A 23,608-nucleotide genomic window follows, 5' to 3' on the forward strand; every position below is an offset into this window, starting at 1 on the left:
AAGCATTTAAATTGTTTTTTCAACGTTCCATACGAAGGCGCGCAACCCTTGTGCTTCTGTCTGCATATCCATTTTATGCAACAGGTCGAGGAAGTGGTCTACCTTCTCGTCTTCCACCATAGCGAGTATGGCGGAATTGAGTGTAGGCCAGGCGTGGCTGCCGTAATGCGGCTCGCCGTTTTTGCTTCCGCGTCCCTGTACTTCGTCCCAGTAGGTGAAGCCGCGTATATTATTACGATCCATCACACTGAGGATCATTTCGTAATAAGCCTGATTGAATGATATGAATATTGCTTTCATTGTTCTTTATATTTTAATGTTATATCCGGGAACGGTTCGTTCCCGGTTTATGTGTTTTATAACTGTTCCAACTGATTCAACTTGGCGATCTTACGGCGGCGGCGTTTCACTCCGTTTCCGGCAAATACGCAATAGACAACCGGTACGATAACCAGCGTAATTAAAGTAGATACCGAAAGACCCCAGGCAACCGTCATACCCATCGAACGCCACATTTCGGCACCTTCGCCTGTACCGACTGCCATCGGGATCATACCGAGCACGGTAGTCAGGGTGGTCATCAATACCGGACGGAGACGGGACTTACCGGCAGCTACGGCAGCCGTAAGAATACTCATTCCACGTTCGCGGCAGAGGATGGTGTAGTCGATCAGCACGATACCGTTCTTAACTACGATACCCATCAACATGATCACACCGATCAATGCCATTACACCCAACGGCGTTTGCGTGATCGACAATCCCAGGATAACCCCGGTGAAGGCAAACGGGATGGAGAACATAATCACGAACGGGTCGGTCAGCGACTCGAACTGGGCTGCCATCACGATAAATACCAGGATGATGATCAATACCATCAATATACCCAGGTCGGTAAACGTATCCTGCTGATCCTCGAAGGTACCGCCCAGCTGCCAGCTTACTTCAGACGGGATATCCATCTTCTTCAGTTCGGCACGGGTTGCGGCAACCAGGTCGCTCAATGCGGCACCCTGGCCTACAACGGCTGAAACGGTGATGATACGTTCACGGTTCTTACGTTCGATAGTAGGAGGCGTCATACGCTCTACCACTTTACCGAGGTCGCGGATACGTACTCCCTGTCCGGCGTTATTGTAGATCATGATATTCTCGATGTCTTCAATAGACTGGCGGAATTCCGGGGCGTAGCGTACCTTGATGTCGTACTCGTCGCCGTCTTCACGATATTTGGAAGCGGTAGAACCGTTGATACGGTTACGCAGATATAAGGAAGCGGTAGCAACGTTCAGCCCGTTCATCGCCAGTTTCTCACGGTCGAAGTCAACCTGGTATTCCGGGATATAGTCTTTACGGCTGATGTTTACCTGCGAACAACCTTTCAGTGTTTCCAGGCGGCGTGCCAGTTCGGCTGCCACGGCATCCGTCTTGGCGAAGTCGAAACCATAGATTTCGATATCGACGGCGTTTTCACCACCCATTTCCGACGAACCGCCGGCAAGTACCTTGTATTCCTTGATCTCCGAATATTCCGACAGGTCTTTACGCATCATGTCGCAAATCTCGATAAGGCCGCGTTCACGGTCGCCGACACTGCTCAGGTTGACATTCATTTCGATGATGTGCGAACCGTTGTCGCTCAGCTGTGCGAAGGTATTATCGGTATCGGCCTGTCCTTCGGTGAAGTTCAGTACCAGGATTTCCGGATACTTTTCGCGGAACTGTTTGTCGACACGCAATGCCAGGTCGCGGGTAATCTCCTGACGTGTTCCGATCGGTAATTCGATCGTGATACCGATACGGGCATTATCCTGTGTCGGGAAGAACTCCGTTTTCACGGTCGGGATCAGGAACATACTTCCTATAAAGACCAGAGCAGCACCGAAGATCACAGTTTTACGGTGGCGTACCGCCCAGTTCAGGAAGCGGGCATAAGCTACATCCAGCGCATTCAGGGCTTTCTCGATCGGAGTAAAGAACAATACGTATAAACGGCCTTTCTTCGGGTCGAGACGCAGCAACTGCGAACAAAGCATCGGAGTCAGCGTCAAGGCACCTACCGTCGATACGATCATAATGATACTAACGATCCATCCCAACTGTTTGAACAGGATACCGGCCATACCGGTTACCATTGTCAACGGCAGGAACACGGCCAACATGGTCAGCGTAGATGCGATAACGGAGATAGCTACCTCATTGGTTGCATGCACCGCCGCCTGTTTCGGCTTACTGCCTCGCTCGATATGTGTCGTCACGTTCTCCAATACAACGATGGCATCATCCACCACCATACCGATGGCGATTGACAACGAACTTAGTGATATGATGTTCAACGTGTTTCCTGATGCCAGCAAGTATGCGAAGGAGGCGATCAACGAGATCGGGATGGTCAGGATAATAATGAACGTAGCTCTCCAGCGTCCGAGGAAGATGAATACAACCAGCATTACGACGATGAAGGTGATCATGATCGTTTCCTGCAAGCTGTCGATCGTATTTAGGATGTTCGTGGATGTATCGATGATAACACCCAGCTGTACGTCGGAGGGTAAGCTAGCCTGTATTTCCGGTAACTTGGCATGTACCTTCTTGGCAATGTTCACCGAGTTGGCACCCGACTGTTTCTGGATAACGATCATACCCCCCTTACCTCCGTTGTTGAAGGTTTCCTGGGCACGTTCTTCGATATAGTCTTTTACTTCTGCCACATCGCGCAGGTAAACGTTCTTACCGTTGATGCTGCCTACTACCAGGTCGAGCATTTGCTTGGCATCGGTAAATTCACCCTGTACGCGTAATGTATAGGTATTGGAACCGATGTCGATGCTACCGCCCGGCGTGTTCCGGTTTTCCTGTGCAATGATCGAGGAGATTCCTTCGATAGTCAGGCCGTAAGCTTCCAGTTTGTAAGGGTCGCAATATACCTGTACTTCGCGGATGGGTGCACCGGAGATAGATACCGCACCCACGCCACTGATACGGGCCAACGGGTTCGATACCTTGTCGTCCAGGATCTTGTAAAGGGCGTTGGTACTTTCCTCTGCCGTCACTGAAAGCAACAGGATGGGGATATCGTCGGTACCGAACTTGAAGATGATCGGGTTTTCCACATCATCCGGCAACGACGACTCGACGATGTCCAGTTTATCCCTGACATCGTTGGTTGCCACATCGATATCCGTACCGTACTCGAATTCGAGGGTTACGATAGAGATATTTTCTCTGGATTGTGAGGTGATGTGTTTCAAATCACTCACACTGTTCAATACGTTTTCCAATGGTTTGGAAACGTTCATTTCTATATCTGAGGCGCTGGCTCCGGGATAGGCCGTCATGACCATGATCATGTTGGTTTCAATCTCCGGGAGCAGGTCGACTGATAATCGGGTTAAGGAAAAAAGACCCATAATCACCACGGCCACGAACACGAGGGCGGTGGTTACCGGCTTTTTTACCGCTGTTGCATATAAACTCATATATTTTTATTTCTTACTTGTCAATTTCAACTTCCATTCCATTAGTCAAACGGTTCTGACCGGTAATTACCACCTGGTCACCATTGTCTACGCCGGATACGATCTCGTATTTGTTACCCATGCGGCGTCCTAATTCCACCTTCTGGTAGGATACTTTTCCATTCTTGTACACATAGATGTAGCGGTCGCCTGATCCGGATTGTTTTACGATAGCCTGATCCGGAGCTACAACGTGGTTGAGTGTACCGAAGTTCATGGTTGCACGGGCAAACATTCCCGGACGGACGCGTTCGTCGGCGTTGGCAATCTTGATTTCAACAGGGAATGTACGGGTAGCTGCGTCGATGGTCGGGTAAACCAGGCTTACTTTTCCTTTGAATACTTCGTCGCCGTATACATCGAGTTTGATATCTACTTCGTTTCCTTTCTTCACCTGTGTGAAATAGCTTTCGGATACGTTTACAAATAATTTGACCGGGCGGATCTGTTCAACTGTAAAGATCGGATCTCCACCACTGTACATGTCGCCGTTGTCGTAATTGCGGGCAGTAATGATACCGCTGATCGGGCTTACTAACTGGGTGTTTTCCTGCAGGTTCTTAAAACTTTCGCGGCTTATGTCCAGTTGTGTTTTCTGAGCGTCCCAAGCAGATTTGGAAGCGCCTCCTACTTTGTAGAGTTCGTCGATACGTTTGAATTCTACTTCCTGGTTTTCCAACTGAACCTTTGCTTGCTTCAGGTTGTTTGCGTCCATTTTGACAAGCAACTGACCTTCTTTTACATGGTCGCCTACTTCAGCGAACAGTTTCTCAATGCGGACTGGCGACTGCGGGGCGATATTGTTTTTTATGTTAGCCTCTACGGTTGCTGTGAAATCTGCAATCTGGTCTACATCCTGGGCGGATACCTGCTCTATCTTCACCTTCACTTTTTCATCATGGGTTTCTGTCGCTGTGTCTTTCTTTTCACCCGAACAGGACATCAGCAGGGCTAATGTTACGAGTGGTATAACTTTCAGCATTTCACGTGTTTTCATATTGTAAACTGTTTTTATTTTCATTCTTGTTCTCATTGTAGTATTTAGTAATTTTGCTGACCCAGTACTTTTTCCAGGTCTGATTTAGCCACCATATAGTCGTATATGGATTGATTGAAATTCAGTTTCGATTGAGTGAGTGCCAGCTCGGCATCGTTCATTTCCAGTAATGTTCCGGCACCGGTATCATAACGTTTCTGGGCGATCAGGTATCCGCGGTTAGCCTGTTCCACCCCTTTCTGTGCTGCGTCAAACTTCTTTATACAAGTATTCATATTATCCATATATTGTTTGATAGCCAGTTGCAGGTTACGTTTCGTGTCTTCGCGCTGCAAATCCATTTGTTGCATCGAAACCTGTGTCTGTTTGATCTTATGATACTTGCTTCCTCCTGAAAAGATAGGTATGCTTAGCGATACTCCGATCATGGAGTAAGGGTTCCACTGATAGTCTTTGAACTTGAAATCGTTGTTCATTGAAGTCCATTGGTAAAGACCTGTCAGGGACAGAGTAGGCAGGTAGTCGAACTTCTGCATCATCAGTGTCTTTTTCAACTGTTCAGCCTGCAAGTCGATCTGTTTCAAATCTGTATTTTCAGCCAGTGTCGTGTCGGTTGACAGGAAATCTGCAAAAAGTTCTGTCTCGAAATCAACCAGGGTGCCTTCACAATCGATCTCTGTTTCCAAATCCATACCCAGTAACGCTTTCAGTTGCCATTTGGCAAGTGTTAATGAGTTTAATGCCTGCAACATATTGGGCTCGCTGTTCTTCACTGTGACATCAGCACGGATCAGGTCGTATTCGGCTACAGTTCCCTGTTCGTACTTCTTTTTGATATCCAGATAGTTCTCCATTGCGTTGTCGTAGCTTTCTTTGAATACGCGGTATGAATCGTTTGCCAGCAAAACGCTATAAAAACTTTTCTTTACCTGGTTTACCATGGATATCTTGGATGAACGTGCCTGTTCGACCGATAATTCGACATCCAGAGCCGATATGCTCAGGCTTTTCCATAAAGAAGCGTTCACCAGTGGCATGGATGCGTTAAATCCCAGGCTCCAGTTGTTATCGCGTCCTACTTCAATCCCTTTACTCATATCGACAGCTTCTGTACCTTCCGGCATTTCCGTGCTTCCCATATCGAAGCCATCCATATACATTACCTGCTTTTTCAGTGTCCGGTTGTAGTCGGCAGCAAAACTAATCTGAGGGAACAGGGCGGCGTATGAACCTTTTTGTGCATACTTTTTCTTTTCAATTTCTTTGTCTGCGACTTTTACGGTTGGGTTTTCACTCAGCGCAATCTCCAGTGCTTTACTCAGGTTCAGCTTCAGGACGTCCTGTGCTCTGGCTGAAGTAAAGGCCAAAGATGGTAGCAACATCAAAACTACCCACATCATCTTTCTCCTAACTAATACTCGTTCCATTTAAACTTGATTTGATTTTGAATATAAAACCTTATTATAATTCCCTCACAATAAATCATGTGATTGTTTGAATGCGTATCTGTCTAATATTGCAAGACCCTTTTCTGTACATATCCCACGTAAGAAAGTGAATAAGATTGTCTTGAATACTTCCGATACAGAATGGTTCAGGAATGCTCCTGTGGGACGAATCATTTTAACCTGTTCCTTTGCCAGCAGGGTTACAATTTCAAAATTAATGTCTTTCTGGATGACACCTTCTTTTACTCCCCTGGTAAAAAGTTTCATGCATAACTTTGAAAAGTCTGCCTTGCTCTTTTCACTTTTTTCCAGTGCTTTCGGATAACGTATAAGATCGTCATAGAATTTCCGGTTGTACCACCGGGGGCGCTTCATGTATTCTTCATAAAACAGGATGATTACTTCCAATACGGAATAAGGGCCTTTCTCCAACTCATTCAGCACTTGCTTCATTTTGTCATGGTTGTACTTAATCCCTTCGGCCAGAAGTGTTTCCTTATCTTCGAAGAATTCATAAATCGTGCGCTTTGATATGCCCATGTTACGGGCTAGATCGTCCATGCTCACACTTTTTATTCCGTGTTGCGAGAACAAGTCAAGCGCAGTCATCATAATTTGTTCTTTATTCATATATAATTATTGTATTCTCGATAGTAATGTACGGTGGCAAAGGTCTGCTTAATTTAGAAAACTGAAAAGGTTTATTTAGTTACATGATTGGTTTGAAATGAAATATCGTCCTTTTTAATCAATCGTTTTAGGTCGAATTTGTATTTGGATTGGTAAAAAATGAAACAAAGGATGTTGTTGGTATAAATAAAAGATTATCTTTGCACCTACTACGATTGAGTAAAATATAGAAAATTATGGAAAATCTTCCTTTGATAGAGTTAGCTGAGCTAAATAAAAGTATTGTTATTCGTGACAGCTTTCAGGACATTTTTTCAATAGCTGATATTGATGGTAACCGGGAAGTGGATAATTCTGAAATAAATGAATTTACAACTCCAATGCGCCTGGATGCGCTTCTGATGGTTATGGCTTTGGAAGGCTCGGCGGAAATTAGTCTGGACTATGTTCCTTATGTTATAGATGCCAACTGTTTTGTAATCATCATGCCTACGCATACGATACAGTTGAATAGAGTCAGTAAGGATTTCAAAGGTAAACTATTGGTGGTTTCAAGATATTTTCTGGATGAGTGTAATCCGGCAAAGCGCAGTCCTTCTATGGCAAACTATATGCAACTCAAGAAGAATCCCTGTACGACATTTGAACCGGAGGAAACCGAATTAATAAACGACCAGATAGAACTGTTAAGGAAAAAGATAAAGAACCGGTCTCATTTCTTCCAGAAAGAGGTGATGCAAAATGCTTTTGTCGGTTTTTTACTGGAAGTTGCCAATATCCTGATGGGGAAGAAGGACGGGATGCTGGTTCCGGCCCTTTCGCGTAAAGAGGAACTTTTCGAGCAATTCCTGCAACTGCTGTTTGAGCATTGCAAGGAACAGCATGTAGTGACCTTCTATGCTGAAAAACTATTTATAACTCCTCAGTATCTGTCTCTTATATTGAAAGAACTGACCGGGAAATCAGCCAATAAATGGATTGACGATGCTTTGATCGTTGAAGCGAAGATCTTATTGAAGGCTCCGCAGGCAACAGTGCAGCAAGTCGCAGATATTCTGCATTTCTCCGATCAGTCGACATTTGGTAAATTCTTTAAGAAGCACATGGGTATTTCTCCGATGGAATACCGTAAATCGTGACCTCAGTCTGTTTTTTGGCGGAATTTATACCAGTTCAGTAACTCTATGACTCCATAGAAAATACTGGCAACCCCAAAGATGACAAAGGTATTTGCCGCAGCTCCGAACGGATAAGCTATAATCATGATGCCGGTCAATAGAATAAGTGCCGGCATCACGTAAAAACCAAATGGTACGACACTCCATTTGCGTGCCGATACCAGCATGACGATCTGCTGAACTCCGGCTATTACCAGTAAAGCTCCCAGTATATACATTAAGATATTCACAAAGAATGTCGGCATAACCACCAACCATGCCCCGAATAAAATACTTCCGGCTCCGTCGATCGGAAACATGGGCGAAGGTTCTCCTTCTATTTTCTCCCGTGTAAAGTAACTAAGCAAAGAGAATATCCCTGGTAATATAAAACAGATACCGATAGCAATAACCAGATAGGTGACTGCTGCTTCCGGCCATAAAACCAGTACAAACCCTAATATCATAGCGAAAGCACTGCGTAGAATTGAATTGTTTATTTTTCTCATATGAATATGTTTTAATAGTTCTTTTATATATAACAACGAAGGTACGGTATTTTCTTTGTTTAATAGAACGATTGATATTGTTCGTTACAAAAATAATTTGATCCTTGATGCCGGGTGAAATTATAATTTAAATGATATAACCTTAACAACTGCGTCAGTTATTTTGTTTTATTGGAAAGAGCGGGAGCATTGGTCTGAAGCATCCGTTGTTAGCAGTTGTTATTAATGAGGTTAAACATTTTATTGTAAACAAATATGAGCTTGAAAGAATCGTACTGGAAATATTCCCTGATCACTATTATCCTGGTCATGGGAATAATACTTTTTCTTGAATTTATCCCTTTCCTGGGAGGAATACTCGGAGCATTTACCATTTATATATTATTGCGGAAGCAGATGTTGCACCTTACCGAAAAGAAACATCTGAATCGTAGCCTGGTAGCTATACTTCTGCTGCTTGAAACTATTTTGTGTTTTTTGATCCCTCTCTCGCTGGCAGTCTGGTTGTTTATCAATAAACTGCAAACGATCAATCTCGATCCGACCGTGTTGGTCAGCAGCTTTGAACATCTGGCAGATATTGTACGGCAGAAAGTCGGGTACAATATTCTGGATAAGGATAATATAGCCTCTATCGTCTCTGTTCTTCCCAAGATAGGACAGGCATTGATGGGAGGTATCAGTGGTTTTGCCATCAATGTGGCCGTGCTGGTACTGATCCTTTACTTTATGCTGATCGGGGGAAGCCAGATGGAAACGTATATTTATGAGATACTTCCTTTCAACGAAAGAAATAAAAAAGAAGTGCTGAAGGAGATCAATATGATCGTAACTTCCAACGCAATAGGTATTCCTCTTCTGGCGATTATCCAGGGATTGATCGCGATGCTGGGCTATTGGATATTTGATGCGCCAAGCCCTTTCCTCTTTGGGTTCCTGACTTGTTTTGCAACGATTATTCCGGTTGTTGGTACTGCTATTGTCTGGCTTCCTCTGGTCGTGTACATGGCATTGACCGGTGATTGGGTGAATGGGCTGGGACTGGCTGCTTATGCATTGATCGTGATTACCAATGTCGATAACCTGATCCGTTTTATGTTGCAGAAAAAGATGGCGGATATACATCCTCTGGTAACGATCTTCGGGGTGATCATCGGGTTGTCCTTATTCGGCTTTATGGGTGTAATCTTCGGGCCGCTTCTGATTTCCGTATTTATGCTTTGCTTTAATATGTTTAAGAAAGAATATCTGCAAAGTAAGAGTGACCTTTAATAGTAAAATTGGGGGATAGTCCTTTTATAGTAGACAGGGGGATTTTAGTTAAGAAAGCGAAATAAGAGAATTTCTTTATCCATGTTACCGCTAGGTAACTTAGTTTTGTGACCAGTTGGTAACAATACAATGAAACATGGAAAAAGAAGAAGTTTTAGTAAGACCGAGTAAGAACAGGGAGATGACAGAACTCGCCCTGTTGAATGCAATAAACGAACTGATCGAAGAGGAAGGTTTCGAACATTTGGGCGTGAATGCAGTAGCCGCTAAAGCCGGAGTAGCAAAGATGCTGATCTATCGTTATTTCGATTCACTGGACGGATTGATCGCTGCCTATATCCGGAAGCATGATTACTGGATCAACCTCGAACCTGAACTGCCGGAAGCAGAACATCTGGGCGATTTCATAAAAGAGCTTTTCCACAACCAAATCAGGGTACTTCGTGATAATTATACCCTGAGGCGACTTTTTCGTTGGGAACTTTCCGCCAGGAATAAAGTGATAAAAGAATTGCAGGAAAGAAGGGAAGCCAAAGGTTTATGGCTGATCGATGCTATCAGCCGGCTGACAAACAGGTCGAAAGAGGAAGTCTCTGTCATGGCGACTATGTTGTCTGCATCTGTCAGTTACCTGGTGCTGCTGGGGGAGAACTGTCCGGTATATAATGGTTTCAAGTTGCAATCCGAAGAAGGGTGGGAGCAATTGGAGAAAAGTCTGGATCAGATAGTCGATAACTGGGTAAATGCAGCTAACCATGAATAAAACAAGTATTCTGGCAGGACTCGGTATTATTTTACTGACCTGCTGTTCCTGCAATAATGATTTGGTGGAATATGAAAATAACGACCTGAAAGTAACGGTCGAGAAAGGGGACTCCTGGTTACACGACTTCCCGTTGTTCTTAGGAATAAGCAAAAAGAATCCCCCGCAGATCGCAATCTGGCTGGAAGATATGGATGGTGCTTATCTTTCCACGGTATATGTCACTCATAAAATAGCCACGCAAAGCTGGCAGGCAGCAGGAAAGAACAGAAGAAAGGAGGCCTTACCGCACTGGTGCTACTCCCGCGGAGTAAAATATGAAGACGGCCTTTACCTGCCGACAAAAAAATCGCCTTTTACAGATGGTCTGACCGGTGCAACTCCCCAATCCGGCTTTGATGTGAAAATACATCCGAACAGCGGATTGAAGAAGTTCAGGATCAAAATAGAGATAAACCATTCTACCGACTTTAACGACAATTACCCGAAGTCGGCCAAAGGAGGTGATGCTGATTATTCCGGAGGAAAGGAGGGAAGCGGACAACCTGCCGTTGTTTATGCGGCAGATATTGACCTGACATCCGGTAGGAAAGACTTTTCCGCAGCCTTGATCGGTCACAGTTCGGTAGATGGTAGCGATGGTTCGCTTTATCCCGATACCTCTTCTCTCACCACCGCCTTACAGATTGTTAAACAGATAACGATAACAGTACAACCATGAAGCAATCCATATTCATCTTTCTTCTGTTGTTAATTCCTTTCTTCCCGAAAGGACAAGGTATAAACAAAGGTATTCGTTATCAGGTAACGGCAGGTACGGGCATCCCTATGAGCACTCCATCCACAGTCCCGTTCGTTTTGCAGGGCGAAGTCTTGTATGCCTTCGGCAACCGCCTGATGGCCGGAGCCGGAACAGGCTTTTCTCTTTATGACAAGGAAGTACTTATCCCGCTGTTTGCCGATGTACGGTTTAATATCGTAAAGCCTGCCCGGTTCACTCCTTTTTTGAATTGTGGTGTCGGATATTCTTTTGCTCCTTCGAAGGAGGTGAACGGAGGTTTTTACCTTTTCCCCGCTATAGGAGTGGAAACCTCTTTGTTCTCAAAGTATACAGTCCTGCTGTCTTTGGGATACGAATTGCAGGAACTGGATTGCCTGAAAGAATATACAACCCCTTCTTTTGTCTCTTCCTATCAGGAATCATTGAGTCTTCATAACCTTTCCTTAAAGGTAGGAATTGTTTTTTGAACATTATTAAACTGATTTTCTACTCTTTGAAAGAAAACAAACGTACCTTTGTTTACTCTAAACGATAAAGGTAAAGATGTATGAGAAGAAGAAATAATTGGCAAATTATCAAAGGCCAACCACTCACCGAATTAGATAAAAAGATACTCTATCTCCAGAATAAAGGTCATTTAGTACCTTCCCGAAAACTGATTAAAACGGAAGAACAGATCGAAGGTATCCGTAGAAGCGGAGTTGTAAACTCGGGTATTCTCGACTTGGTAGCGAAAGAGATCAAGGCGGGAATGTCGACGGCTGCGATCGATAAGCTGGTTTATGACTATACGACAGACCACGGCGCTATTCCGGCTCCGTTGAATTTTGAGGGATTTCCTAAAAGCGTTTGTACTTCTATCAATGAGGTTGTCTGTCATGGTATACCGAGTGAGAAGGAGATACTGAGGGAAGGAGATATTATTAATGTAGACGTATCGACCATCTTGGACGGTTATTTTTCGGATGCTTCCCGTATGTTTATGATCGGGAATGTCTCTCCGGAGAAGGAAAAACTGGTTCGCGTGGCAAAGGAATGTCTGGAAGTTGGAATGAAAGCCGCCAAACCGTTCGGTTACGTAGGTGATATCGGTCATGCCGTTCAGAAGCATGCCGAGAAGAACGGCTTCTCTGTTGTCCGCGATTTGTGTGGTCATGGGGTCGGATTAGAGTTTCACGAAGAACCGGAAGTTGCCCATTTCGGCCGTAAAGGAACCGGAATGCTCCTGGTTCCTGGAATGGTTTTCACCATCGAGCCGATGATCAACATGGGAACTTATCGCGTCTACATCGCAGAAGAAGACGGATGGACGGTAATAACAGACGATGAGCTTCCTTCTGCCCAATGGGAACATACCTTTGTGATGAGGGAGGATGGATTGGAAATATTATCCGATTAATAAGCGGCTATTCCTAATAAAAACATCTCTCACAAAATGTTTTTGTGAATTTATTTGTCATTTGCAATAATTGCTATCAAGGTATTATCATCCAGTTATATACGCCATTGCAAACACTTGTTTTGTTTGCAATGGCGTTTGTCATTTGTCATTTGAACAATTGTCCTTGCACTTGTTGGGTTGTAAATAGTCCCATTCCTGAAGTTTATTATTGAGCAGGCGGAACCGGTAAATGCCATCTTGAGAATCAAGATACCCGAGGGTTTCCCGATAGCCTTTGGATGTTTGCTTAACTTCCAGTCTTTTATAGGTATCCCCCATAATATTTACAATTTCCTGCTTAGTCATTCCCAGCTCTAGTTTCTGGATATTGCTATCTGCCGCCAAAGCATTCGAAAGAGTTGCTCCGCAGGAAGTAAACAGACAGACCGAAAGGCCTGCTAATAGTACATATTTAATTATATTCATAGAGCATTAGTTTTTTATCTATTGATTTTGAATTTGTGATAAACTATGCGCAATATACGATTATTACCTGATAGATTGAATAAAGAATGCTCTTTATTTCTGTTCTTTTACACCCCTTATCAACATTTGTTTCATCAGTATGAAACAAGTGTTTCTCCTAAGTGAAACAACTGTTTCCTATAGGTGAAACACTTCTTCTAAAAGGAGTACTGTTTTTTTGTATGAAGGAGTTGATCCGGATAATTCAGTGGAAAGAGTTTCTAATAGTCCTATGGTAGGATCATGGAATAATCTTACATGTAAGTTGAAGCATAAAAAAAGCAACACATTAAATAAATGTATTGCTTTATGCACGGAAGGAGAGGCTCGAACTCCCGACACCTGGTTTTGGAGACCAGTGCTCTACCAACTGAGCTACTTCCGTATTGCGGGTGCAAAGGTAGTCTTTTGTTTTGAATATGCAAGGCTTTTTGAGAAAAAGTGAAAATAATATATTTCCTGTATGATAAAATTCAAGGAAAATAAACCATTCGAAATATCTTTTTCTATCTTTGGAGACAATAGAATTGATAGTTAAATCTATACTGTAAAACAATCGACAAACATGGAAAACGTATTAGAAATGAACTCCAACCTACTGGTTGAGTTTCTACAGAAACCTTCTTCCCAATTTACCAAAGCGGATATTATCTCTTTTATCCGTGAAAAAGGGATCAAGATGGTTAACTTTATGTATCCGGCAGGCGATGGCCGGTTGAAAACGCTGAATTTTGTTATAAATAATGCTGCTTATCTGGATGCGATCCTCACCTGCGGCGAGCGGGTGGACGGTTCGAGCCTGTTCTCTTTCATTGAAGCGGGTAGCAGCGACCTGTATGTGATACCCCGTTTCCGGACGGCTTTTGTCGATCCTTTTGCCGAACTACCCACGGTAAGTATGCTGTGTTCTTTCTTCAATAAGGACGGGGAACCGCTGGAAAGCTCACCGGAATATACCTTGCATAAGGCCAGTAAAGCCTTTACCGAAGTGACCGGAATGGAGTTTGAAGCAATGGGCGAGCTGGAATATTATGTCATTGCGGAGGAAGAAGAGCTTTTCCCGGCAACCGACCAGCGTGGCTATCACGAGTCAGGGCCTTTTGCCAAGTTCAATGATTTCCGTACACAATGCATGCAATATATTTCGCAGGCCGGGGGACAGATCAAGTATGGCCATTCCGAGGTGGGTAATTTTACGCAGAACGGAAAGATCTACGAACAGAACGAGATCGAGTTCCTTCCGACCCGGGTGGAAGATGCAGCCGACCAGCTTGTCATAGCCAAATGGATTATTCGTAACCTGGCTTACGATTACGGACTGGATATTACTTTTGCCCCGAAGATCACAGTGGGCAAAGCCGGATCAGGTTTGCATATCCATATGCGTATCATGAAAGACGGTAAAAACCAGATGCTGAAAGACGGTGTTCTGTCGGAAACGGCTCGTAAGGCGATTGCCGGAATGATGCAGCTGGCTCCTTCCATTACGGCTTTCGGTAATACGAATCCAACTTCTTACTTCCGTCTGGTTCCCCATCAGGAAGCGCCGACCAATGTTTGCTGGGGCGACCGTAACCGTTCCGTATTGGTTCGTGTTCCGCTGGGTTGGGCTGCCAAGAAGGATATGTGTTCGCTTGCCAATCCGTTGGAGCAGGACAGCCATTATGATACGACGCAGAAGCAAACGGTCGAAATGCGTTCGCCGGATGGTTCGGCTGACCTGTATCAGTTACTGGCCGGGTTAGCCGTTGCCTGCCGTCATGGTTTTGAAATAGCGAATGCGTTGGAGATTGCGGAAAAGACGTATGTGAACGTCAATATCCATCAGGCGGAGAATAAAGACCGTCTGGAAACATTGGATCAGTTACCGGATAGTTGTGCTGCGTCGGCAGAACGTTTGCAGAAGCAACGTGAAGTGTATGAAAAGTATAAGGTATTCAGCCCGAGCATGATCGACGGTATCATCAAGAAGCTGAAGTCTTACAACGACTTTACCCTGCGTGATGACCTGAAGGATAATCCGGAAGGAATGATTCGGCTGGTGAATACTTATTTCCATTGCGGATAATAGGCTGGATGTACATATCTTTATATTAAAAATTTGTTTTCAGGCCATCTCTTAAAATATTTTTGTTACGTTTGCACAAGAGAGAGGAGATGGTTTGAAAACAAATTCAATAGACATAAAGGCAATTCTGGAAATGGTGGCTGATGATAACCGGCTGGCATTTACTATGTTCTATGATCTGTATTATGATCAGAGCTTCCGCTTTGCTTATTACTTCCTGAAAGATACCGAGGCCTGTCGTGAGGTTGTGGCTGAGGCTTTCTTTTCTGTATGGCAATCCCGCCTGAAATTGAAAGACATTGAAAATATAGAGACGTATCTGTTTGTTACAGTCCGTAATGAATCGACACGTTATCTGACCAGGACAACGAAGTCTCAGTTTGTCTCTTTGGATGATACATCGCTTCAGTTTACAGCTCGGGAAAATGAATCTCCGGACGATAATTTATTAATCGAGGAAATGGAAAAGATACTGAACCGTGTAATAGATGAGTTGCCGGAGAAGTGTCGCCTCATATTTCTGTTAGCCAGACAGGATGGGTTGAAACCGAAGGAAATAGCTGAGAGACTTTCGATAAATGAAAGTACAGTCCGTGTACAAATGAAAATAGCTATCGATAAAATCGTTACGAACCTAAAACCTCATTTCCCTGATATTACATTTACTTTATTGTTGACGTATATTACTTAGTATTAATACTTTATGTTTTAAGTAAGAAAAATCTCAAAAAAAATCTCTTTTCTTTTAAACGAAACAATCCCTTTCTTCCTCCTCAGAGTAATAAGAGGATAATATGGAAGATTTAAAGAACAACATAGATCGTATTAATGATAAGTTGATGAACGACTTGTCGGCTGAAGATCAGAAATGCCTGGAGCATTGGTCGGCATCGCATCCGGATAACCAGAAGTTTCTCGGGCTTCTTGACAGTATAGAATTATCTCCGCATGTAAAAGCACGGAGTGAGGAGATGCGCGCAAGTATTTTATCACAGTTGAATAAAAAGATCGATGAGGCTATCCTGCGTGATGTCTGGCTGAAGATTGCTTCTGTGGCTGCATCTGTTGCAATCCTGATCGGGATAACTAGCTATTTCTCATATCAGCAGGGGTATAAGCACTTGAATAGCCAACTGGTGGAACTAGCGAATCCCTTGGGGATGAAATCGACAGTGACTTTACCGGATGGTAGTAAAGTGATATTGAATGCAGGAACTGTTTTGAAATATCCGAATGCATTCGTTGGCAAAGACAGGATCGTGAAAGTGGCCGGTGAAGCCTTTTTCGAGGTGGTGTCGGATCCGGATCGTCCGTTTATTGTAAAGGCGGACGAGTTGAATGTGCAGGTGTTTGGTACGAAGTTTAATGTGAAAGCGTATGAAGAGGAAAGTAGGGTCGAGGTAACTTTGACGGAAGGGAAAGTAGGAGTAAGGCTGGATGATCAGGCGAAGATGTTACAACTGTATCCGGGACAGCAGGTCTATTATGATAAAGTGAACAAGAACTTGCAGAAACGAGAAGTGAACATTGACTATTACACTTCCTGGAAAGAAGGAAAGTATTACTTTAACAGTATGTCCTTTGAAGCGATTGCCCGTCAGCTGGAACGTAGTTTCAATGTGGATATTCATATCGCTTCGGAGAAATTGAAGAATATCGTAATTACCGGTGACTTTGTTCGTGGCGAGAATCTGGAACAGATCATGCGGGTAATGACGGCTGATCAACGTATGAAATATAGGATAGACGGCGACCAGGTCTATATATATGAAAAATGACAGCGTAGTATTAACAATAAAATAAGGTATGCCTATGGGAAATAACTGAACAAAAGAAAAACGGAAAATGCGACCAACACTTTCCGTTTTAGAAGACTTAAGTCGAATTATTGCAACACAATTACAAACCTAAAATCAATACAAAAGTATGAATTTATTTTCAAAGTCAAGGCAAACTATGTCTGTTTGTCTCCTTAATAAAATCTTTAATATTATGAGATTATCCGTAGTATTATGTTTGTTAACCATTTTTTGTGCATCAGCCAATGTTAGTTATTCGCAGGTGGCGGAGATATCTCTGGATCTGAGCAATGTAACTCTTAAACAGGCATTGGATGAAGTCAAGCAACAGAGCGAATATTCTTTTTGGTACAGGGATAAGGAAATCAATTTGAATAAGAAGGTTTCCGTTCGGTTGAATAAGCAGAATATCAATGTTGTTTTGGATAACTTGTTGGCAGGTCAGGGATTGGCTTATATGATTGACGAAAAGCATATTATCATTTATAAAAAGACTGAGGATACTGTTCCGGGAGAAATCCTGCAACAAATAAAAAGAATAACAGGTAAAGTGGTCGATCATAAAGGGGAAACGGTCATTGGTGCCAATATTCTTGTTAAACACTCCAATAACAACGGAACGGTAACGGATATAGACGGTAATTTCAGTTTGGATGTTCCCGAGAATGCGGTAATCCAGGTTTCTTATATCGGTTACGTAGAACAGGAAATAAAGGTAGGAAACCAATCGACTCTGAAAATTGTCTTGCAGGAAGATACCCGCACATTGGATGAAGTGGTGGTGGTAGGATATGGTACACAGAAAAAAGTAAATCTGACAGGAGCCGTGACATCGATCAGTAGCGAGGTGATAAACAAACGTCAGGTTGGACAGGCGTCGTTAGCCTTGCAGGGCACTGCCCCGGGAGTAACAATTACGCAACGTTCGGGGCAACCGGGTCTGGATGAAGGGGATATTAAAATCCGGGGGATCGGAACGTTGAATAATGCAAATCCCTTGATCCTGGTAGATGGCATAGAAATGGGAGTGAACAGCTTGGACGTTTCTACTATTGAGTCGATTTCTGTCCTGAAAGATGCTGCTTCAGCTTCTATCTATGGGTCGAAAGCTGCCAACGGGGTTATTCTGGTGACGACCAAACGTGCGGCGGAAGGGAAATTCAATATCTCATACAGCGGATATGTAACAAAACAAAGTCTCACTAATCTGCCTAAGAAGCTGGGGGCCATAGATCACATGACGTTGTTGAATGAATCGAAGTTGAATGCCGGAGCCGGAGCTGTTTATACAGAAGAGCAGATAAAGGACTGGCGGGAAAAAGGGCCTTCTGATCGGGATCGTTATCCGGATACGGATTGGCAAGATGCGATACTTCAGGGTAATGGCCTTCAGCATAATCATAGCTTGACGATGACCGGTGGGAATGATAAGTTAAAAGTATTGGCATCCATCGGTTATCTGGGGCAGGGAGGTATCATCAAAAATGTGGATTATGAACGTATTTCGTTGCGTCTGAATACCGACTTCATTTTTTCAAAACACTTCTCTTCTTCCCTGGATGTGTATCTGTACAACTCTAACCGCAATTCTGTGGCTAAGTATGATAGTGAGTCGTCGAACGGATCTGGTATAGGATATATCTTTTATTTGATGAATAAGTTGCCGGCTGTACAGGCATGTCAGTATTCCAATGGAAATTATGCGGAAGGACAGAATGGAGAGAATCCAGTTGCCAGTATCTATCAGGGAGGGTTTACCAATGAGAAGTCTACTCCGATGATGGGTAATTTGTCTTTCAAATGGACACCGATGGACGATTTCTGGATGCAGGCCGCTTTTTCTCCTTCTATTTCTTATCCGCAATCGAAAGCATTTATTAACCGGGTGACGACTTATAATCCCGATGGCAGTGTCTTTTCTACCCTACCCAGTAAATCGAATCTGACAATGCAATCCGATTATAACAGGTATCTTCAGTTCAGGAGTACGGCTAATTACAAAAAGACGATTAGACAGCATACGATCGCTGCTTTAGCCGGCTTCCAGTACGAATCGAATTACAGCTCCGGTTTTAATGCATTCAGGGACGATTATTTATTCCCGGAATATACTGTTTTACAGGCTGGTTCTGTTGAGAATATGAGAAATGACGGTTGGGCTGGAGAGAATGTGCTGATGTCATGGTTCGGTAGAGTTAATTACGACTTTAACAGTAAGTATTTATTTGAAGCTAATATCCGTTACGATGGATCTTCCAAGTTTGGTAAAGGCAATAAATGGGGGGCTTTCCCTTCTTTCTCTGCAGGTTGGAGATTATCGGAAGAAGCGTTTTGGAATAATCTGAAAGAATATGTTTCGAACTTTAAAGTAAGAGCTTCGTGGGGTACATTAGGTAACCAGAGTATCAGCGACAATTACCCGTTTTCATCCAATATCGATATGACAACGAAATATATTTCGGAAGACAGGCTGATGGATGGTGCCGCCGTGCTGACAATGAATAATCCGGATATTACCTGGGAAACGACTCAGATGACCAATATCGGTATCGATTTTAATCTGATCGATAAGATCAGTGTTTCATTCGATTGGTACTATAAAAAGACAAAAGATATTTTACTGAAGTTGGATATTCCCCGGACTATGGGATTGCAGGCCACTTATCAAAATGCCGGTACCGTTGAAAATAAAGGGTATGACCTGAATGTCACTTATTCGGACAAAGTAGGAGATTTTGATTTCGATCTATCTTTTAATTTATCGGATGTAAAGAATAAGATTTTGGACTTAAAAGGTATAAACGGAACCGGGCTTGTAACGAACCGGGAAGGATATTCAATTAATTCTTTATATATGTATAAGTCTTTGGGTATTCTTTCTGCCAGCGACTTTGAAGCGGATGGCACATATAAATGGACGCGTCAGATACGTGACCTGGCTCCGGGTGATTTGAGATATGAGAACAGGAATGGCGATGATCTGGTAAATGACGATGATCGCCAGGTATTGGGTTCTACAATCCCGAGATATACATATGGAATTAATTTTGCCGGACGTTATAAGGGCTTTGATTTGAATCTTCTATTACAGGGAGTTGGTAAGGTGGACGGCTATCTTACTCAGACGGCAATGTATCCGTTCCATATGGGAGGTACTGCATTTGATATCCATAAAGATCGCTGGACAACGGAGAATCAGGATACCGGAGCTGCCTTTCCGCGTCTGTACTTCAATGACTCAAATAATTATTTGAATTCAGACTTTTATAAGAAAAGTGCAGCTTATTTGAGACTGAAGAATGTACAATTAGGCTATCGCATTCCGGAGGCTATTTCTAAAAAAGCTTTGATCGAGTATCTGAGATTTTATGTTTCAGGAGAAAACCTGTTGACATTTTCGAATTTCTGGGATGGATGGGATCCGGAAGTTTCTCCGGCTCAGGGGGGGCAATATTATCCCCAGGTGAAAAGCATAGGTTTTGGAGTGGACATTCGTTTTTAATCATTTAGATCATTACAATTATGAAGACAAAGAAGAGTATAATAAGTTTATTCATACTAGGTGTATCTTTACTTACGGCATGTGAAGGTGTTTTAGAAAAATATCCGTTGAACCTGCCGTCTACTGAAACATTTCTGGAAAATGAAGACCAGATAAAAATGGCAATAGTAGGGATGCATTCTCCGCTTTATCTGATGTACGACTGGATCCCTTTTATGATCTATTTCGACAATGCTTCGGATATTGCTGCGGAAAGAGATGTGAAGCCGGAACAATTATATCATAACCCGAGTGCCTGGCAATTGAAAGATCTTTGGACATATATGTATAACGGTATTTCAAGATGTAATTTTATTTTGGATAATATTAATCGTTCGGAAGGAAAAGTTTCGGAAGAAAAGATGAATCAATATAAGGCGGAAGTGAAGACTATGCGTGCCTATTACTATCATGTATTGGTTTCGATGTTCGGTGATGTTCCATTGATTGAACATGTGCAATCAATGGATGAGGCGTATGTCACCCGTGATGCGAAAGAAAAAGTGGTAGATTTTATTCTCTCAGAGTGTGAAGCTTCAACACCTTTCCTTTCCCGGAAGAATGAGCCGAACACGATGGCTATAACCCAAGGGTTTGCCTGGGCTATTGTTGCACGTACCGCGTTGTATAATAACCGTTGGGAAGTGGCCGTCAATGCTTGCAAGAATATAATGGAGTTGGAAGGTACTGAATATATCCTTGATGAAAGTTATGAGAATCTGACAAAGATTGCCGGAAAAACATCGAAAGAAATTATTTGGGCTGTCCAGTTTAATCAGGATGATAAAACACAGTTGATGCCTAAGCGTTATTTATCCCGTTTAGGTGGTGGTTATTCAAATAAAATGCCGATCCAGGCTTTGGTCGATTCCTATGAATGTACCGACGGGTATTCAATAGATAAATCTTCTCTTTATGATCCTCAACATCCCTGGGAGAATCGGGATCCGAGGTTAGGCTATACGGTCGCGTTGCCCGGTACGGTTTTTCTGGGTTATCAGTTTGAAACGAATAAGGATAGCGTGAAATGTTGGAACTATAATGTGACTCCTGCTACCCGGATTGATAACTTGGATGCAACACATACCTATGCCAGTTTTTCCGGTTACTGCTGGAGGAAATATGTGGATGCCGCCGAATATCGTACAGACGGTGCCTCTTCAATTAATGCGATCGTGTTCCGTTATGCCGAGATCTTGTTGACTTATGCTGAAGCCAAAGTTGAATTGAATCAATTAGATGATTCTGTTTATGAGTCTATAAATAAGATAAGGGCCAGAGTCGGGATGCCACCTGTCTCCAATGGAAAAAGCCAGCAGGAACTGAGGGCCGCTATAAGGAAAGAACGCAAATATGAATTGGCAGGAGAAGGTCTTCGTTTATTCGATATACGTCGCTGGGAAATGGCAGAAAAGGTTATGAACGGAATGTGTTATGGACGTGTACCGACAGGTTATCCATCTGTCGCTCCTTCAATAGATGAATATGGTAATCCGGATTATTCCACTTATCCGGAAAAGGATAAGTTGGGTACTAAACTGGGAGTACGTTTCTTCGATCCGGCAAAACATTATTTGTCTCCTATACCTTTTGATGAAATTCAGACAAATAAGAATCTGATTCAAAATCCAGGATATTAACTAATTAAAGTTTGTATTTATTCATTAGACCCGGGCTGCAGAAGGAGGTTATTATACCTTCCCTGTCGCCCGGACAAAATAACTATGTGCAAAATGAAACAAATAATAGAGAAAGAGAGAGAGACAAAAGTAATAGCTACACCGGATGTTTTGGTTGTCGGTTCAGGGCCCGCGGGTATTGGGGCGGCTATTGCTTCGGCACGAATGGGAGCTGATACTTTGTTGGTAGAAAAATACGGTTTTGTCGGTGGTAATATGACTGTAGCGATGGTTAATCCGATGTTTACGTTTCATGATATAAACGGTAGGCAAGTTATTAACGGGATTGCCGGTGAGTTTGCCGCCCGTATGGTTAAGGAGGGTGTTTCTGCGGGGCATGTTACGGATATGACATTTGATAATGCTTCGATGACTCCTTTTGATCCGGAAGGCTGTAAAGTCCTTCTTTTTAAAATGTTGGAAGAGGCCGGAGTTCGTATCCTCTTGCATACTCTGGTTGTTGATACGCAGGTGGAAGAAGGAAGTGCTAATGCTGTCATCATTGAAAGTAAGTCGGGCAGACAGGCTATTTGTCCTCGTTATATTATTGACTGTTCGGCGGATGCAGATGTAGCCGTGAGTGCCGGTGCCGGTTATGTGGCCGGTAGAAAAGAAGATGGAGCTATGCAGCCCGTAACCCTTTATTTCAGGATAGGAGGGGTGAATAATGTAGAATTGCGCCAGTGGATGAAAGATAATCGTAATTTATTGAAAGATGATCCGACAGATGAAGAGATAGATAGCCAGAAGGCAATTGCCTTTTTAGGTTTGAATGAGATTGTAAAGATGGCTGTGGATACGGGAGAACTGGATGACGAAGTCGCTCCCCGGATTTTGATGTATGAGTTGCCGTATGGACAATTTTCTGTGAATACTACACGATTACAGAATATCGATGGCACTGATACGGAAGATTTAACACGTGCAGAAGTGGTTCTTCGTAAACAAGTTATTCAGGTGTTTCATTTCCTCAAAAAACATATTGGAGGATTTAACAACTCTTTTATTATTGATTCGGGAATACAAGTCGGTATTCGGGAAACCCGCCATATAGAAGGTGACTATACTTTATCGGAGACTGATATATTGAATGGCTCTACTTTCTGTGATGGGATTGCTTGCGGCACTTTTGCGATAGATATTCATCCCCCTCATGGCAAACAGCAGATTTTTACCGGTTCCGGAAAAGTGGTTTATGAGATACCATATCGTTGCTTATTACCGATCGGACTTGATAATTTATTAGTGGCAGGTCGTTGTATTTCAGTAACTCATACGGCATTTGGTTCTATAAGGGTAATGGCTACCTGCATGGCTATGGGGCAAGGGGCCGGAACTGCTGCGGCTTTAGTTGCAAAAAGGAATATCACTACGCGTGAAATTGATACGGCAGAATTAAGACGGGAACTTGTTAGTCAAAAGCAGTTTCTGTTGAATGAAAATCAGGAAAATATAGTGGATAAAGGTTTGATCCTGAATCGTGTAAATAGTGATGGGAAAAATGCAGGTCACTATAATCCATTCCAAAAATAGAAGAAAG

Annotated in this window: 19 protein-coding genes and 1 tRNA gene; 12 read left to right on the forward strand and 8 right to left on the reverse strand. The window is 43.1% G+C overall.

Annotated features, from left to right (window positions below):
* Positions 1–6: 6 nt before the first annotated feature.
* Genes HMPREF1212_RS05305 through HMPREF1212_RS05325 form a run of 5 tightly spaced genes read right to left on the reverse strand, consistent with a single transcriptional unit; the run spans position 7 to position 6,593 of the window.
* Complete coding sequence (locus HMPREF1212_RS05305) at positions 7–300, reverse strand: PG0541 family transporter-associated protein (protein ID WP_028727403.1); 294 nt, start codon at positions 298–300, stop codon at positions 7–9.
* A gap of 56 nt (positions 301–356) precedes the next feature.
* Positions 357–3,479, reverse strand: a complete 3,123-nt coding sequence (locus HMPREF1212_RS05310; protein WP_046148673.1) for an efflux RND transporter permease subunit — start codon at positions 3,477–3,479, stop codon at positions 357–359.
* Between the two features lie 13 nt (positions 3,480–3,492).
* Positions 3,493–4,515 (reverse strand): efflux RND transporter periplasmic adaptor subunit, encoded by a 1,023-nt coding sequence (locus HMPREF1212_RS05315; RefSeq protein ID WP_046150236.1) that lies wholly within the window; start codon positions 4,513–4,515, stop codon positions 3,493–3,495.
* Between the two features lie 44 nt (positions 4,516–4,559).
* A complete protein-coding gene (locus tag HMPREF1212_RS05320) occupies positions 4,560–5,942 on the reverse strand; it encodes a TolC family protein (protein WP_028727406.1) in 1,383 nt (460 codons plus the stop codon).
* A gap of 45 nt (positions 5,943–5,987) precedes the next feature.
* Entirely contained in the window at positions 5,988–6,593 is a 606-nt protein-coding gene (locus tag HMPREF1212_RS05325) for a TetR/AcrR family transcriptional regulator (RefSeq protein ID WP_028727407.1), read from the reverse strand.
* A 236-nt stretch (positions 6,594–6,829) separates the two neighbouring features.
* On the opposite strand from HMPREF1212_RS05325, the gene HMPREF1212_RS05330 reads away from it, so the two are divergent.
* The gene (locus tag HMPREF1212_RS05330) at positions 6,830–7,732 is read left to right on the forward strand and encodes a helix-turn-helix domain-containing protein (protein WP_046148674.1); all 903 of its coding nucleotides are present in this window, start codon (positions 6,830–6,832) and stop codon (positions 7,730–7,732) included.
* Between the two features lie 2 nt (positions 7,733–7,734).
* Here the strand turns inward: HMPREF1212_RS05330 and HMPREF1212_RS05335 are convergent, their stop codons facing one another.
* Positions 7,735–8,259 (reverse strand): HdeD family acid-resistance protein, encoded by a 525-nt coding sequence (locus tag HMPREF1212_RS05335; protein ID WP_046148675.1) that lies wholly within the window; start codon positions 8,257–8,259, stop codon positions 7,735–7,737.
* Positions 8,260–8,514: 255 nt separating this feature from the next.
* Between HMPREF1212_RS05335 and HMPREF1212_RS05340 the strand changes: the two genes are divergently transcribed.
* The 5 genes from HMPREF1212_RS05340 (at position 8,515) to map (ending at position 12,474) form a co-directional block, all read left to right on the forward strand.
* Positions 8,515–9,531, forward strand: a complete 1,017-nt coding sequence (locus tag HMPREF1212_RS05340; RefSeq protein WP_046148676.1) for an AI-2E family transporter — start codon at positions 8,515–8,517, stop codon at positions 9,529–9,531.
* Between the two features lie 136 nt (positions 9,532–9,667).
* On the forward strand, positions 9,668–10,294 hold the full coding sequence (locus HMPREF1212_RS05345) for a TetR/AcrR family transcriptional regulator (protein ID WP_046148677.1): 627 nt from the start codon (positions 9,668–9,670) through the stop codon (positions 10,292–10,294).
* Entirely contained in the window at positions 10,287–11,015 is a 729-nt protein-coding gene (locus HMPREF1212_RS05350; protein WP_046150237.1) for a hypothetical protein, read from the forward strand. Before HMPREF1212_RS05345 ends, HMPREF1212_RS05350 begins: the two co-directional genes overlap by 8 nt.
* On the forward strand, positions 11,012–11,542 hold the full coding sequence (locus HMPREF1212_RS05355; RefSeq protein ID WP_052724920.1) for a hypothetical protein: 531 nt from the start codon (positions 11,012–11,014) through the stop codon (positions 11,540–11,542). Before HMPREF1212_RS05350 ends, HMPREF1212_RS05355 begins: the two co-directional genes overlap by 4 nt.
* An 80-nt stretch (positions 11,543–11,622) precedes the next feature.
* Positions 11,623–12,474, forward strand: a complete 852-nt coding sequence (gene map, locus HMPREF1212_RS05360) for a type I methionyl aminopeptidase (protein ID WP_028727414.1) — start codon at positions 11,623–11,625, stop codon at positions 12,472–12,474.
* Positions 12,475–12,615: 141 nt separating this feature from the next.
* Here map and HMPREF1212_RS05365 read toward each other — a convergent pair whose 3' ends face one another.
* Together HMPREF1212_RS05365 and HMPREF1212_RS05370 are read right to left on the reverse strand one after the other, a co-directional pair.
* Positions 12,616–12,942 carry a hypothetical protein gene (locus HMPREF1212_RS05365; protein WP_046148678.1) on the reverse strand — a complete coding sequence of 109 codons (327 nt, stop codon included), beginning with the start codon at positions 12,940–12,942 and terminating at the stop codon, positions 12,616–12,618.
* Positions 12,943–13,293: 351 nt separating this feature from the next.
* Positions 13,294–13,366, reverse strand: a tRNA-Trp gene (locus HMPREF1212_RS05370).
* 180 nt (positions 13,367–13,546) lie between these two features.
* On the opposite strand from HMPREF1212_RS05370, the gene HMPREF1212_RS05375 reads away from it, so the two are divergent.
* The 6 genes from HMPREF1212_RS05375 (at position 13,547) to HMPREF1212_RS05400 (ending at position 23,601) form a co-directional block, all read left to right on the forward strand.
* On the forward strand, positions 13,547–15,049 hold the full coding sequence (locus tag HMPREF1212_RS05375; protein WP_046148679.1) for a glutamine synthetase family protein: 1,503 nt from the start codon (positions 13,547–13,549) through the stop codon (positions 15,047–15,049).
* A 94-nt stretch (positions 15,050–15,143) separates the two neighbouring features.
* Entirely contained in the window at positions 15,144–15,740 is a 597-nt protein-coding gene (locus tag HMPREF1212_RS05380) for an RNA polymerase sigma-70 factor (RefSeq protein ID WP_028727416.1), read from the forward strand.
* A 103-nt stretch (positions 15,741–15,843) separates the two neighbouring features.
* Positions 15,844–16,827 (forward strand): FecR family protein, encoded by a 984-nt coding sequence (locus tag HMPREF1212_RS05385; protein ID WP_082099827.1) that lies wholly within the window; start codon positions 15,844–15,846, stop codon positions 16,825–16,827.
* Between the two features lie 214 nt (positions 16,828–17,041).
* Entirely contained in the window at positions 17,042–20,350 is a 3,309-nt protein-coding gene (locus HMPREF1212_RS05390) for a TonB-dependent receptor (RefSeq protein WP_052724921.1), read from the forward strand.
* A 20-nt stretch (positions 20,351–20,370) separates the two neighbouring features.
* Positions 20,371–22,029, forward strand: a complete 1,659-nt coding sequence (locus tag HMPREF1212_RS05395; RefSeq protein ID WP_052349817.1) for a RagB/SusD family nutrient uptake outer membrane protein — start codon at positions 20,371–20,373, stop codon at positions 22,027–22,029.
* A 93-nt stretch (positions 22,030–22,122) separates the two neighbouring features.
* On the forward strand, positions 22,123–23,601 hold the full coding sequence (locus tag HMPREF1212_RS05400) for an FAD-dependent oxidoreductase (protein ID WP_046148680.1): 1,479 nt from the start codon (positions 22,123–22,125) through the stop codon (positions 23,599–23,601).
* The last annotated feature ends 7 nt before the right edge of the window (positions 23,602–23,608 follow it).

The sequence above is a fragment of the Parabacteroides sp. HGS0025 genome (genome assembly GCF_000969845.1).
GTDB classification, from domain to species: Bacteria; Bacteroidota; Bacteroidia; order Bacteroidales; family Tannerellaceae; genus Parabacteroides; species Parabacteroides gordonii.